We start from the raw sequence: 14,734 nt of genomic DNA on the forward strand, positions 1-14,734 counted from the left end.
GCAGGAAACAGGAGATCAGGATGGGGAAGGTAGTTGTCGTTACCTCCGGCAAGGGAGGCGTCGGAAAGACGACGTCGACCGCAGCACTTGGCGCCGCACTGGCCCAGAACAAGGAAAAGGTCGTCGTCGTGGATTTCGACGTCGGTCTTCGCAACCTCGATCTGGTCATGGGTGCAGAACGCCGCGTGGTCTACGATCTGGTCAATGTCATTCAGGGCGATGCCAAGCTGACGCAGGCTCTCATCCGCGACAAGCGCCTCGATACGCTGTTCCTGCTGCCGGCCTCCCAGACGCGCGACAAGGACAACCTGACGCCGGAAGGTGTCGAGTGGGTCATCAACGAACTCAAGAAACATTTCGACTGGGTTATCTGCGACAGCCCGGCCGGGATCGAGCGCGGCGCGACGCTTGCGATGCGCCATGCGGATGTTGCCGTCGTCGTCACCAATCCCGAAGTTTCTTCCGTTCGTGACTCCGATCGTATCATCGGTCTTCTTGATTCCAAGACGATCAAGGCCGAGCGCGGCGAGCGGATGGAAAAGCATCTGTTGCTTACCCGTTACGACGCGGCGCGCGCCGAGCGCGGCGATATGCTGAAGGTCGATGACGTTCTGGAAATCCTCTCCATTCCGCTGATCGGCATCATTCCCGAAAGCATGGACGTGCTGCGTGCCTCCAACGTTGGTGCGCCGGTTACTCTCGCAGATGCCAAGTCCGCACCGGCCATGGCCTATTTCGATGCGGCGCGACGTCTGTCGGGTGAGGACATTCCGGTTTCCGTTCCTGGCGAAAAGCGCGGCATCTTTGCCAAGATTTTCGGGAGGGCTGCATGAGCATGTTCAACCTTTTCCGCAAACAGAAGTCGGCACCCGTCGCTCGCGAACGGTTGCAGGTCCTTCTTGCGCATGAGCGCACCAATCAGGGTTCGGATCTGGTCGTCATTCTGCGCGAGGAAATTCTGGCGGCAATCGCCAAGCATGTCGAGATCGATAGCGACAGGGTGCATGTGAAGATGGACAGCGACGAACACATGTCGCTTCTGGAAATCGATGTGGAAATTCCGTTGGGCGCATCGCTTCGCGCAGCCTAACGATCAAGATCACGCCGGGCGCTGTCCCGGCGTTTTCATTGCGCGGTTTGACCTTCCCATCTGCAGCGATTCTGGACTAAGCCTTTTCGACAAAGCGAGGGATGGTTGGATGGCAGAAGCGGACAAGGCGGACGAGCGGGAGAAGCAAACGCACCGAAGAGGCTTTGGCGTTTCCACCGTCTATGAGACACTGCGCAACGAGATTATCGAATTGCGGCTTGCACCTGGTAGCCCAATCGATGAGTTGCAACTTTCCGAACGCTTTTCTCTGTCGCGCACGCCCATTCGCGAGGCACTGGTTCGTCTTTCCGCGGAAGGGCTGATCACGACGCTGACCAACCGCGCCACCATCGTGTCGCAGATCGATTTTCTCGGATTGCCGGAATTCTTCGACGCCCTGACATTGATGTATCGCGTCACGACACGGCTTGCCGCGGCCAATCACGCAAAGGCGGATATTACACAGATCCGAACCCTGCAAAGCGCTTTTGCTCTGGCCGTCGAGCAGCGCGATGCGCTTGCAATGATCTCCACCAATCGCGATTTCCATGTCGCGATCGCGCAAGTCGGCGGCAACCGCCATTATGTCGAGCTCTTCACCCGGCTTCTCGATGAGGGACGACGCATCCTGCGGCTCTACTATTCTTCCTTCAACGATGTCCTGCCCAATCAATATGTCAGCGAGCATGAGGACATGATCCAGGCGATCATCGACCGGGATGTCGAGAAAGCCGACGCGCTGGCCAAGGCGCATGCCGACCAGATCGTGACGCAGATCCGCTCCTACATCACTGCCGACACGCGCCAGAGCGCCGACCTCAACCTTTAAGTTCAGCGATTACAGCTGCAGTCGCGCCCAACCTCCGCACCAAAAATTTCTTGTATTTTATTTGTCGACAGAAAAGAGGTTCAATGCTACAAGGCTTCCATATCAAGCGGCTATGGTGCCGCGAAAGGATTGGGACCCATGGCCAGCACGATCTTCACCGGATGCATTCCTGCCCTCATGACGCCCTGCAAGGCGGACAGAACGCCCGACTTCGATCTGCTTGTGAAAAAGGGCAAAGAACTGATCGCTGCCGGAATGTCTGCAGTCGTCTATTGCGGCTCTATGGGTGATTGGCCGCTGTTGACCGATGAGCAGCGTCAGGAAGGCGTGCAGCGTCTCGCCGAAGCGGGCGTTCCTGTCATTGTCGGCACCGGTGCCATCAACACCAAGTCGGCCGTCAGCCACGCCGCCCACGCTGCAAAGGTTGGCGCCAAGGGTTTGATGGTCATTCCGCGCGTTCTGTCCCGCGGTTCGTCCGTCTCTGCGCAAAAGGCGCATTTCTCCGCCATCCTCGAAGCTGCCAACGGTCTGCCAGCTGTGATCTACAACAGCCCCTATTACGGCTTCGCCACCCGTGCCGACCTGTTCTTCGATCTGCGCTCACGCTACTCGAATCTCATCGGCTTCAAGGAATTCGGTGGCAAGAAAGACATGACCTATGCCGCAGAAAACATCACCGCTGGTGATGACGATCTGACGCTGATGGTCGGCGTCGATACCGGCGTTTACCACGGCTTCGTCAATTGCGGTGCAGGCGGCGCCATCACCGGCATTGGTAACGCGCTGCCGAAGGAAGTTCTGCACCTGGTCGCCCTTTGCGAAAAGGCCGCCACGGGCGATGCTGCCGCACGCACCGAAGCACGTGAACTGGAAGAGGCGCTGACGGTGTTCTCGACCTACGATGAGGGTCCAGACCTCGTGCTGCACTATAAGTACCTGATGGTGCTGAACGGCGACACGGAATACACGCTGCACTTCAACGAGACTGACGAACTAAGCGCCTCTCAGCGCCGTCATCTGGAAAGCCAGTACACGCTGTTCCAGAACTGGTACGCATCGCGCTACCCGGCTTGAACGGCAGGTGACCTGCCCGCGCCGGAGGACCGACGCTACAGCGTCAAGAAAGACGCGCGTGCATCAGTCGCTCGTTTCTTAGTGGCACGATTGAGAACAAGCAAGAAAGAGGTGGCTGGACGTCAGTCATCTCTTTTTTATTTCGGGATCGTCTCGAAAGACTGATCTGTCTTCTGTCATGATCTGTTGATCAAGCAGATTCTTGAAGCTCCCGGAGGATAAAACAACCCATACAGTACGAGTGTCATCAATTAGACAATGCTCGTCTTTGAACGATTTGTTTGCAGATTGTTTAAAACTTTACACTAACGTCGCCCTAAAGTTAGAGGGCTCGTCGCATGAAGAAGATACTCAGTTCCGTTTCCGGAAAGCTTATCCTAGCCACCGGAACAGCTATTGCCGGCATCATGATTGCTTACACCGCGTTCAACGTGGTCAACGTCAAGTCGGCGACAGAACGTGACGTCATGGCGCTTGCGACGGAAAAGGCTGGCGCGGTCAGCGAGCATATCGCTGGCGATATCTCAGTCGCAACGTCGGCGGGTGCCACGCTTGCCGCAACGATCGGCGGCTTCATCGAAAAAGGCTCGCGCAGCCGCGCTGACATCGTTTCGATGATCGAGACCGTTGCTCCGCAATATCCGAACGTTTTCGGTGCTTGGATGTGCGAATTGATTGATGGGAAAAGCTCGAAGCCAACCGTTGGCACCGAGGGCTTGAACAAGGAAGGCATCTTCACGCCTTACTGGACGAAGGGCGATAGCGGCAAGGTCGAGTTCTCGACATGGTCGATCAAGCCTGAGGATGAGTATTATGGTGGCGTGCTGAAGACAGGCAAGCCGCTCATCACGTCTCCTTATCTTACCAATATGAAGAAGCTCGTGACATCCGTTTCCGTGCCGGTAACGGTGGGCGGCACGATGGTCGGTATCGCTGGCGTCGATATTAAACTCGACGATCTGACGGCTAGCCTATCACAGATCAAGCCTTTCGAAGGCGGCAGCGTGATGCTGCTCGCCAGCAATGGCAAGTGGCTGTCGCACACCAACGCCGACAATCTGATGAAGGACTACGCCGATGTCGGCGCCGATCAGGTGAAGCAGGCTTTGGCTGACGGAAAGCTGCGTGTGATCGAGGGTCTCCCCGATGGTTCTGTTCGCCTGATCTATCCCTTCACTGCCCCTGGCATGAACACCACATGGGCAACAGTGCTGGACGTGCCTCCGGCCGTATTCTCCGGGCCTGTCTGGCAGCAGATTTATAACATGCTGATCGGCAGCCTGATCATTCTCGCAGTGACACTTGGCGTCATTCTCGTTGCAACTCAGATCCTGATCAAGAAACCTTTGACGTCTGTCCTCGGATCCGTCGGCAAGATGGCCAATGGCAATTACAAGGATCAGGTTGCCCAGACAGGCAAGCAGGACGAACTTGGCAATCTCGCTGCAGCACTTGAGAAGTTCCGCTTCGCGCTTGCTCGTGGTGAAGACGTGCAGGCCGAGCAGGAACAACTCCAGCGCCAAGTCGAAACCGATCGTAAGCGCCAGAGCGAGATCGATAACGCCAAGGCCGAAGATCTCCGGCATTTCGTCGAGATTGTTCAGAGCCGCTTCAATGCTCTTGCAACAGGCGACCTGACGGTGCGCATGAACGAGAAGGTCGCACCTGAGTTCGACGCAATCCGCCAGAACTTCAACCTATCGGTCTCCGCGCTCGAAGAGACGATCAGCAATGTTGTGCGCGCGGTCTATACGATCCGCTCCGGTCTCAGCGAAATCTCCACCGCATCGAACGATCTTGCACGCCGTACCGAGCAGCAGGCCGCCGCTTTGGAAGAAACCGTAGCAGCGCTGAGCGAAGTCACGCGTGGTGTGAATGACACTGCCGATGGCGCAACGAACGCGCAAAAGACGGTCGACAGCGCAAAGGCCGACGCCGAAAAGGGTGGCGATGTCGTTGCCCGTGCGGTTGCGGCGATGACTGAGATCCAAGGATCGTCCAGCAAGATCGGCAATATCATCAGCGTTATCGATGAGATTGCATTCCAGACAAACCTCCTGGCTCTGAATGCGGGTGTCGAAGCGGCACGTGCTGGCGAAGCCGGCAAGGGCTTTGCCGTAGTTGCGCAGGAAGTACGTGAGCTGGCGCAGCGCTCGGCCACAGCGGCGAAGGAGATCAAGGGTTTGATTTCCACCTCGTCCAGCCAGGTCGAGACCGGGGTGCACCTGGTTGAAGAAACCGGCAACTCGCTTGGCAAGATTGTCGAGCAGGTTCTCGGCATGAGCCAGACCGTCAACCAGATTGCGGCCGGTGCCCGCGAGCAGGCTATCAGCTTGAAGGAGGTTTCCTCTGCCGCTGACCAGATGGACAAGGTGACGCAGCAGAACGCAGCGATGGTCGAAGAGACCACCGCGGCCGCTCAAAACCTCTCGCAGGAAACTGAAAACCTTGCCAGCATGGTGGGACGTTTCCGCGTCAGCGGTGAGACAAAACTCGCGTCGAACCCATCGCAGACGCGCTATGCGATGGCAAGCTGATCTGCGATCCCTAGAACGGGGCGAGGGGCTATAATATGCCCCAAGCCCTGAAACGTCCGCGGCCCGTCATTTCGCGAAGCTCCAACTGATTGGCAAGAACCACCGCACCCTGCGGCGTTGTGCCGAGTTCCTTGACAATCATCGATGTCGAAACGACGGGGTTTGCCAGAACCAGATCAACCAGATCCGGCAATCTCGAATTCGAGCGCTTGCCGATCAAGCGTCTCTCCATACGGCTCTTGCCGTTCAAAAGCCGGTCATGCTCTTTCATTCCGAGCTCAGCCGCTTCAGACATTCCATCGAGCATGGCGATCACTCTCTCTTCCTGATCACGCGAATGACGCCGTTCTCTGTTGATGGCGCGAAGGCCGCTGTTCAGCGCCGGCAGGCTCGTCAGGCCCCGGGCACGGAGCAACGCGGCGGCCAGTTGGCGGCCCAACCATGGGCTTCGGTCTGAGACCTGGATATCGCGCCAGGCATCCAGAAGGATGGCGGCCTGCAGCGGCGCCGGATAGTCTGAGTACCGATCTACAAGCTTTCGCCAACGGTGAAGACGCTCGTCTTCACTTTCCTCATCCGACGTTTCGTGAGCAGAACTTGTATTCGGCTCCAAAGGGGCGCGTTGAGCTAAAACATCTGCGACGAGCGCGCTGCTGCGTGAGAGCAGTGCGTCCATTTCCGCCAACTCATCGGTAAAGACGTCACTCGCGTCGTCTGCCGCTTCAAGGTCCGCTTCATCCGCATTCACAACCGTTCTTAAGGGAGGCGACTGGGGCTCTAGGTTCTTTCCGCGCAGCAGGTCTACGCCATGGTCGCTCAGTGCCCATTGTGCCGAGTGGCTTTCTATGAGCCGTCTTGCACGCAGAATGCGGTGGGCGTTGACGATTTCGTTCGTCGGTGCACGAATGTCCATGCGCGCATCGTGCAGAACCAAATCCTCGATATGGACCAGCTCTCCGTCGACCCAGAGCGAAGAGACGGCGTCGTGAAAATTCTGCCGCTTTAGGAAGCCGTCCCGGATTGGAGATCGGCTGACCCTCTCGTCAAGACGCGCCAAAGCGTCGCCAGCCCGTGTGAGGGATCGCAGGAGCCTTGTGACTTTCAACAGAGTGAATTCGTAGGTCATTGGATTTGTTTAAGGGAGAGACTGCAGTGAAAGCAATCGCGCCGTTTCTGTTTCAAACGATTTTCACAACTACAGCGATGCGCGATAGAAGCTGGACCTTCTGCGTTAATAAGTAGACCGAATTATCTTGTCGGAAAACATTTGAGGAGTGTATATCGATCATACGCCGCCTGCTGGCGTTAGTGTGCCTCGTGCGAAACCACTTCGCGCAGGAGTGTCCAGCGGTCTTGCGGTCCCGACATAAGACGGAAGAACACGCTAAAGTCTGGTCAGCGGATCTAAATGCCCGCGACAGGCTTTAAGCGGTTGGTTTCCGGACCGAAACATACGGAGTGACCGATGAACAATGTAGCGGATCAAGCGGTGGCTGGATCTCCTCCCGACCAGAAAACGCGACTGAAATCGATCATAGGCGGATCGGCGGGCAATCTTGTCGAGTGGTATGACTGGTATGTCTATTCTGCCTTCACGCTCTACTTCGCGCCGGTCTTTTTCCCTTCCGGCAATCAGACCGCCGAGCTTCTGAGCGCTGCCGCCGTCTTTGCCGTCGGCTTCCTGATGCGTCCGATCGGCGCATGGCTGATGGGCACCTATGCTGACCGCAAGGGTCGCAAGGCGGGCCTGACGCTATCCGTGACGCTGATGTGCATGGGATCGCTGATGATCGCCGTGACGCCCGGGCATGAAACAATTGGCATCGCGGCCCCTGCCATCCTGGTTCTTGCCCGTTTGCTACAGGGCATCAGCGTTGGCGGAGAGTACGGAGCAAGTGCTACGTATCTAAGTGAAATGGCCGGCAAGAACCGCCGTGGCTTCTTCTCCAGTTTCCAATATGTCACGCTGATCTCCGGTCAGCTCGTGGCGCTGGCCGTACTTCTCGTGTTGCAACGCGTATTGACGCCTGAGCAACTCAACCAATGGGGCTGGCGCATTCCGTTCTTCATCGGCGGTATTCTGGCGATTGCCGTGTTCTACATCCGCCGTGGTCTGGTCGAAACCCACTCCTTCAAGAACGCCAAAGCGGACGCGACGGGCAAGCCACAATCGAGCGGCTGGGCCTTGTTCAAGCACTATCCGAAGGAAGCGTTGATGGTGATGGCGCTGACGTCTGGCGGTACCTTGGCCTTCTATGCCTACACGACCTATCTGCAGAAATTCCTGGTCAACACGTCGGGCTTCAGCAAAGAATCGGCAACCGAAATCACCACGGCAGCACTCTTCGTCTTCATGCTCTGCCAGCCGCTGGCTGGTGCGCTCTCCGACAAGATCGGTCGCAAGCCGCTGATGGTCGGCTTCGGCATCCTCGGCACGCTGTTCACCTATGTGATATTCAACGCCCTTTCCAGCACCACCGACCCCTACATTGCCTTTGCCCTGGTGCTCATCGGCCTTCTGATCGTTACGGGCTACACTTCGATCAACGCGGTCGTCAAAGCCGAGCTTTTTCCAGCCCATATCCGCGCCCTTGGCGTGGCGCTCCCTTATGCGCTGGCAAACACCATTTTCGGTGGCACGGCGGAGTATGTGGCTTTGACGTTCAAGCAGGCCGGCCACGAAAGCTGGTTCTTCTGGTACGTTACGCTGATGATCGCGCTGTCGTTGATCGTCTATGTGAAGATGCGCGACACGCGTGATCACAGTCACATTCACGAAGATTGAGGTGCATGAGGCCTCCGGCTTCAATCCGTGGTCGTTAAACCTGCTTCGGCAGATCGATCCGCGCTTCAAAACCCTGCTCCCGTCCGGGAGCGGGTGAGGCAAGGGCGAGCGACGCGTTCATGCGCTTTGCCAAATTTTCGACGATCGCGAGGCCAAGCCCGGACCCAGCCGCCTGGGTCTGGCCGCGCATGAAGCGGGTGGTCAGTCTTGGCAGAAGCGCTGGTTCGATCGGCGCCCCGTCATTGACGATCCGCACGGATGTGTTCTTCTCCACATAGATATTAACCGGCGAAGCCGCGGGACTGTGAGTGAGTGCATTTTCGAGAAGGTTGCGAATGACGATACCGAAGGCGTCGGCGTCTACCTTTCCCTTGAGCAGACCATCGTCGGGCAGATGTAAATGAACACGTCCGGCGCCCAGTTCTGACCGGCTCATATCCTCCACCACCAGTTCGAGCACCGGCAGAAGATCGACCACCTTGTCGGAAATGCCGATACCGGCTTCAGCGCGCGACATCTGCAAAAGCTTCTCGGACAATTGTGCCAGATTGGAGAGCGACAGCTCTATTTGATCAACGCGCGGCGCGAGATGCGGCGGAATATCTGCTTTCAGTCTCTGTGCCTGGGCAAGCGCTCCGGCGATCGGGGTGCGCAGTTCATGCGCACTGTTGGAGGCGAAGGAACGCTCAGCTTCCAGCGCTGACCGCAATCTCTCGAGCAGCAGGTTGACCGAGCGTGCAATCGGATCGAGTTCTGCAGGAAGCTCACCCGGATCGACGGGCGCAAGATTGCCGCCGTCCTTGCGAGCGATGTCGTCTCTTAGCGTCTGAATCGGGGTCAATGTACGGCGGATGACCAGAATGACGGCAATGATGCTTGCGGGGATGAGAACCAGCACCGGAAGGATAAGCGCTGTTGACGCCTCCTCAATGGCTTCGCGACGATTGGCGAAAGCATCGGAGACCTGGAGATAAAGATCGCCCTCCGGCGTCACGACGGTGTAGATCCGCTGGGTATCGGTATCGGCAAAGCCGGGCTTCAGAGGCACGTCGAAGCCTTCTCGCGCGCTGTCGTGCGAGTGCAAAAGAACAGCGCCGTCGCGATCGCGCACCTGATAGGTCAGATATTCCGAACCGGTCGTGGGCTGGCCGAGGCGCCTCTGTGCTTCCGGGCTTCGTTCACGCAGATCCTCTGCGACCAGCGGCAGCAGCCTGTCGGCAGTTTCCTGTACCCCGCTGTCGAAGATCTCAGCAAACTCTTCTTCCATGACCATCACGCCGAGGGCGGATGCGACCATCCAGGAAATTGCCAGGACGCCGACCAGCGCAAGAACCATACGGCGCGTCATGCTTGTCTTCTGGGGTATCAGACTAGCGAATGGTATAGCCAAGCCCTCTTACGGTTTCCACGCGGTCCGATCCGATCTTCTTGCGCAGGCGACTGATATACACCTCGACGGTGTTGCTTTCGATCTCGGCGCCGAACTCGTACAGGGTCTCCTGGAGCTGCGCCTTTGAGACGAGTGCGCCAGGCCTTTCGACAAGCTTTTCGAGCACAGCCCATTCCCGGGCGCTCAGCGTCAATGAGCGATCGTTGACCAAAATGCTCTTGGCCGCCTGATCGATTTCGATGCCCGGCAACCTGACGATCGGCGTCGAGCGTCCTTCGTAACGGCGCGAGACAGCAAGCATTCGCGCGGTCAACTCGCCCAGATTGAAGGGCTTTACGAGATAGTCGTCCGCCCCGGCATTGAGACCTTCGATGCGGTCGGAGACCTGGTCGTGGGCGGTGAGGATAATCACCGGGACGGCGTTGTTCGATCGGCGCAGCGCACGCAAGAGGCTAAGCCCCTCGCCATCGGGAAGGCGCAAGTCCAGCAGGATAAGACCGTAACTCACGGTCTGCGTTGCCGCCATGGCTTCGCTCAATGTCTTGAACCAATCCACGGCGTGCGCTGCTGCCGCTACGTGATCTCTTAGTGCCTCTCCGAGCACATGATCGTCTTCAACCAGCAGAACGCGCACACCGACCTCACTCCCGAATTGCCAATGCGTATCGCTTCGTGCGGTTCATCGTCAAGGTGCTGGCGCATCATGTCGTGGGCTTGGACTGGCAGGGGCGGAACACGTCGAGCGATGAGTCGTAGACCGACGTCGAGATGTTCATCATGCCCAAGATACTATGGAAGAAATTGTCGTGGGATTTGCCACCGGCCTTCGCCTCATCGGCAAGGCAGGCGCGGTCGACACCCATGGAGCTTGCGAAGTCATTGTCCATCCACACCAGGAAAGGGACATGGGTCTGCTCGGCCGGTGCAAGCATATAAGGCGCGCCGTGGAGATAAAGTCCGTTCTCGCCGAGAGATTCGCCGTGATCGGAGGCATAGAGCATGCCGGTCGCAAGTTTGTCAGAACGGGCCTTCAGCTTGTCGATGATGGCGGAGAGGAAATGGTCGGTATAGAGGATCGTGTTGTCGTAGGAATTGACGATCTCTTCGTCCTTGCAGTTGCCGAGTTCCGAGGTGCGGCAATCCGGTGTGAATGTCCGAAACTGATCGCCGTAGCGGAGATAGTAGGACGGACCGTGGCTGCCGAGTTGGTGGATGACGATGACGCTGTCCTTGTTGACCCGGTCGAGCCAGCTGTCGAGCCTGTCAAGGAAGATGTCGTCGCTGCACTCGCCGGTCTTGCAGAAAGTGGCATCGCGGGTAGCGCTCAGATCGAAATAGGGAATCCGATCCGCCACGCCCTTGCTGCCGGTATCATTGTCCAGCCACTGCGCGTCCACGCCGGCATGCACCAGAACATCCATGACGTTCTCATTGGAGAGCGCTTTGCTGTGGGTGTATTCCGACCGTGTGAATTTCGAGAACATGCAGGGAAGTGAGATTGCCGTGGACGTACCGCAACTGACCGTGCTCGGAAAATAGATTACATCTCTCTTCTTGAGTTCCGGGTTGGTTTCGCGGCCATAACCATTCAGCGAGAAATTGGCAGCACGCGCGGTTTCGCCTGCGACAACCACGGTCACGCGTGGCTTGCCGACCGCAACGAACGGAGGCTTCACCTTCGCGTCGAGGCCGGTTTGCGTCACCGTCAGCTGCGCTTCCTTGTTGGCGATCTGAAAGTAATGCGCTGTCGCGAACATCGGCGAGATCGGGTTGAGGCTTTTGACGATATCCCGATGTTGACGGATCGCTGTCGTGAACGTCTTGGAATTCATCGCACCTATGCCGCCTATGATGACGAGGCAGGCGATTACGCTCAGCGTATTCCAGAACAGTTTGCCAAGGATCGGGCGATGACGGATGCGCACGAGAGCAATAAGGAGGATGGGGAGCAGCGCATAGATCGCCATGTGAAGAAGAAAAGCGGAGGTGATAAGATTGTTCGCCTCTCCGGTTGTGGTCTCAAACGCGTTGCGAACCATGTCGCGGTCAATCACCGCGCCGAAGCGGTCCATGAACCACGAGCAGAGTGCAGAGACAACGATCAGCACCATCAGGATCGGCTTCATGATGTATTTCGCCGAAAAGGTGATGAGGAGCGCTGCAAAAAGCGCAGCCATCGCCACATGAAGCGCATAGATCGCGATCGGGTAGGCAGGCAGGTGGGTGTTCACTTTCGACCAGAACGTCTGGTTCATGAAGAACAGCAGATAGAGAGCGGTGATGACGCTCAAAGTGATGCTGCCGATTTCAGGGCGGCGGATCTCGCTGCCGTCCAGGTGATCTGTCAATGGTGCCACGCGCCCACTCTCCTCGTGCCGATCGGTACGCCGGACGCGCGGGAGCGCGTTTTGCTTTTCCGGCTAATGATGGCCTTCTGGAGAGATTTGCTGACACGAGACTGAACGTAACGGGCACCCTATAAACATATCTCTAAATTATTGCAGGTAGGAGATCAGTCGTCGCTCGTCCGCTCTCAGCCCCGAGATCGCTTTATTAGGCGCGTCCAAAACAGTCTCTAGTCGCTTGATCGCTTTTGGCTCGGTGGCGAGATCGAGAACGGATGGATGGACATAGCTTTTGCGGCAGATGGCTGGTGTGTTGGAAAGCTCTTCTGCTGCTGCCTCGCAGATGCTTTTGATTGTCGGCGCGCTGCCGCTTGCCAAGCGCTCAGCCGCGTGAGTGAAGCCTGCCAGGGTTCCACCCCAGGTCCGAAAGGTCTTGGCGGAAATGCCTTCTCCCGCCGTTTCGGACAGGTAGCTGTTGAGCGCGCTGGAATCGATGGGATGGACCATGTCGTTCTCATCCTGCCAGACGAAGAGCTGCTTGCCCGGTAGGTCGGCGATTTCTTCAAGGATCTTCTGCAGGCGGGGATGCCGAAGGCTGCGGCGCACCTTCTGCCCGCCCTTTGCGACGAATCGAAGCTCGATCGTCTCGCCGATAGACACATGCCGCTTGAGAAGCGTCGTTGCACCATAGGTGCCGTTGCTTTCAAGATAGGTCTTGTTGCCAACGCGTAGATAAGCAGCGTCAAGAAGAAGAACCAACGCTGCAAGCGTTCTGTTCTGGCTGCTGATATCCTTTTCGATATCAGATAGTGCTCGACGGCGAATGGCTGGCAAGGCTTCGCCGAACGACTTCAGCTGAAAAAACTTCGTTTCGCCGCGAAAGGCGTGCCAGTCCACGTGATAGCGGTACTGCTTTCGCCCTCTCGCATCGTAACCTGTCGCCTGGAGGTGGCCCGATGGCTCGATGCAGATCCAGACGCGTTGGTAAGCCGGCGGGATTGCAAGAGACCGAATGCGAGTGATCTCGATCTTGTCGGACAGCAGCGTTCCGTCGGGGAGCCTGTAGGAAAAGCCCTTGCCGCGTCGCTCCCGGGCGATGCCCGGCTCTTGATCGCTGACATAGGTTAGACCGATTTTCTTTAGGAGCCGGGCTGGGTGCTGATTCATGGTCTTGGCGCTGCCTTTGAGTTTTCTCAAATAACTGCGCTGGACAGCGTCCGTTCCAGGAAAAGGAGCGGGACATGCCCGCTCCTTTGAATTTGATCAAGCGTCGAACGATCAGGCTTCGGGAGCAAGGCGGATGATTTGCGATTTACCGCCGCCGCGCTCTTCCGTTACGGCGTATACGGCGCCGTCCTTGCCGAGCTCGACATCGCGGATGCGTGCTTCCAGCGGCAGGCGTCCCTCAGAGACCACCTTGTCGCCATCCATCTTCAACACCACGAGACCCTGGGTGACGAGACCGCCGATCAGGAAGGAGCCCTTCCACTCCGGAATGGCATCGCCATTGTAGTAGACCATGCCGGATGGACCCACCACAGGGTCCCAGTAATAGGTGGGCTGCTCCATGCCATCCTTGGCTGTCGCACCTTCGCCGACCTTGTCGCCGCTATATTCGATACCATAGGTGATCACCGGCCAACCATAATTCAGCCCGGCCTTCGGCAGGTTCAGTTCATCACCACCTTTAGGACCATGTTCGACCGTCCACAGACGTCCTTCGCCATCAAGCGCGGCCGACTGGATGTTGCGGTGACCGTAGCTCCAGATTTCTGGCAGGGCGTTATCGCGACCGACGAAAGGATTATCCTGCAGCGCCTTGCCGCTGGTGTCGATGCGGAACACCTTGCCCAATCCGCTGGAAAGATCCTGCGCCTGGACACGTGGTTCCTTGTCAGACCGCTCGCCGACCGTGACGTAAAGCTCGCCATTGTTGCCGAAGACGAGACGGGATCCGAAATGCTTGTCGCCATCATAGGTCGGCATCTGACGGAAGATGACGTTGGTATTTTCCAGAACGGCCGTCCCATCCGTTTCTACCAGCTTTGCCGAAGCGACGGACGTGCCGTTGCCACCATCGCGCGGCTCGGAGAAGGAGAAGTAGATCATGCCGGATTTGTCGAAGTCGGGAGCGAGGGCAATATCCAGAAGGCCACCCTGTCCGGACGACGCGACTTCGGGCACGCCTTCGATCGCAGGTCCAGCCTTTCCATCCTTCACAATATGCATGGCGCCTTCTTTTGCGGCGACGAGCATTCGGCCATCCGGAAGAAGCGCCATCGACCAAAGATGCGGCAGGTTGTCGGCAACAACAGTCTTTTGCAGGGACGGCATTTTGTCTGGCTGTGGCGCGCGTGTCTGTCCTTCGAAAGCCGGCTTCTGGTTCTTACCATGCGGGGGGTTCGTTTCGACTGGGCTTGTCGACTGCGCGAAGGCATATCCCGGAACGAAAAGAATGGCAGATAGAAGTGTGGTGGTTAGCAATTGACGAACGCGCAGCATGGAGCTCCCTTCCGGTTTAATTCAGCGGACCGGGAACATTTCGGGGCTTTTTAAGTTGCATCAACGTCCGTCAAGAAAACTTGATCGGAGCGTGTGCGGCATCATATAATTTCTTGCCCGTAATAGTTATCGTGGAACGTTCCTCGATCGACAGCGTTTAGCTGGGTCGGTCAGGAGGGCAT

12 protein-coding genes are annotated in these 14,734 nt (G+C 57.5%); 6 read left to right on the top strand and 6 right to left on the bottom strand.

Annotation, left to right across the window (positions count from 1 at the left end):
- Positions 1-20 precede the first annotated feature (20 nt).
- The 5 genes from minD to WKI41_RS00535 all read left to right on the top strand — a co-directional run bounded on the left by minD (position 21) and on the right by WKI41_RS00535 (position 5,530).
- Positions 21-833 (top strand): septum site-determining protein MinD, encoded by an 813-nt coding sequence (minD, locus tag WKI41_RS00515; RefSeq protein WP_309770107.1) that lies wholly within the window; start codon positions 21-23, stop codon positions 831-833.
- Positions 830-1,090, top strand: a complete 261-nt coding sequence (gene minE, locus WKI41_RS00520; RefSeq protein ID WP_340191584.1) for a cell division topological specificity factor MinE — start codon at positions 830-832, stop codon at positions 1,088-1,090. The genes minD and minE overlap by 4 nt, the downstream gene beginning before the upstream one ends.
- 109 nt (positions 1,091-1,199) lie before the next feature.
- Entirely contained in the window at positions 1,200-1,919 is a 720-nt protein-coding gene (locus WKI41_RS00525; RefSeq protein WP_340191585.1) for a GntR family transcriptional regulator, read from the top strand.
- A gap of 138 nt (positions 1,920-2,057) precedes the next feature.
- On the top strand, positions 2,058-2,993 hold the full coding sequence (locus WKI41_RS00530) for a dihydrodipicolinate synthase family protein (protein WP_340191586.1): 936 nt from the start codon (positions 2,058-2,060) through the stop codon (positions 2,991-2,993).
- 347 nt (positions 2,994-3,340) lie between these two features.
- Positions 3,341-5,530: a methyl-accepting chemotaxis protein gene (locus tag WKI41_RS00535; protein ID WP_425340975.1), complete on the top strand. Its 2,190-nt coding sequence runs from the start codon at positions 3,341-3,343 to the stop codon at positions 5,528-5,530.
- Positions 5,531-5,558: 28 nt separating this feature from the next.
- On the opposite strand, the gene WKI41_RS00540 is transcribed toward WKI41_RS00535, so the two are convergent.
- Positions 5,559-6,656: an RHE_PE00001 family protein gene (locus WKI41_RS00540; RefSeq protein WP_340191588.1), complete on the bottom strand. Its 1,098-nt coding sequence runs from the start codon at positions 6,654-6,656 to the stop codon at positions 5,559-5,561.
- Positions 6,657-6,995: 339 nt separating this feature from the next.
- On the opposite strand from WKI41_RS00540, the gene WKI41_RS00545 reads away from it, so the two are divergent.
- Entirely contained in the window at positions 6,996-8,315 is a 1,320-nt protein-coding gene (locus WKI41_RS00545; protein ID WP_340191589.1) for an MFS transporter, read from the top strand.
- Between the two features lie 34 nt (positions 8,316-8,349).
- Here WKI41_RS00545 and WKI41_RS00550 read toward each other — a convergent pair whose 3' ends face one another.
- From WKI41_RS00550 to WKI41_RS00570, 5 genes are all read right to left on the bottom strand, one after another.
- Entirely contained in the window at positions 8,350-9,681 is a 1,332-nt protein-coding gene (locus tag WKI41_RS00550; RefSeq protein WP_340192283.1) for a sensor histidine kinase, read from the bottom strand.
- Positions 9,682-9,685: 4 nt separating this feature from the next.
- The gene (locus tag WKI41_RS00555) at positions 9,686-10,339 is read right to left on the bottom strand and encodes a response regulator (protein ID WP_340191590.1); all 654 of its coding nucleotides are present in this window, start codon (positions 10,337-10,339) and stop codon (positions 9,686-9,688) included.
- A 67-nt stretch (positions 10,340-10,406) separates the two neighbouring features.
- Entirely contained in the window at positions 10,407-12,062 is a 1,656-nt protein-coding gene (locus WKI41_RS00560) for a phosphoethanolamine--lipid A transferase (RefSeq protein WP_340191591.1), read from the bottom strand.
- A gap of 138 nt (positions 12,063-12,200) precedes the next feature.
- Positions 12,201-13,217: a DNA topoisomerase IB gene (locus WKI41_RS00565; protein WP_340191592.1), complete on the bottom strand. Its 1,017-nt coding sequence runs from the start codon at positions 13,215-13,217 to the stop codon at positions 12,201-12,203.
- 111 nt (positions 13,218-13,328) lie between these two features.
- Positions 13,329-14,552 (bottom strand): PQQ-dependent sugar dehydrogenase, encoded by a 1,224-nt coding sequence (locus WKI41_RS00570; protein WP_340191593.1) that lies wholly within the window; start codon positions 14,550-14,552, stop codon positions 13,329-13,331.
- Positions 14,553-14,734 lie beyond the last annotated feature (182 nt).

Origin of the sequence: Agrobacterium larrymoorei (genome assembly GCF_037722385.1) — a bacterium.
Taxonomy (GTDB): Bacteria; Pseudomonadota; Alphaproteobacteria; order Rhizobiales; family Rhizobiaceae; genus Agrobacterium; species Agrobacterium larrymoorei_C.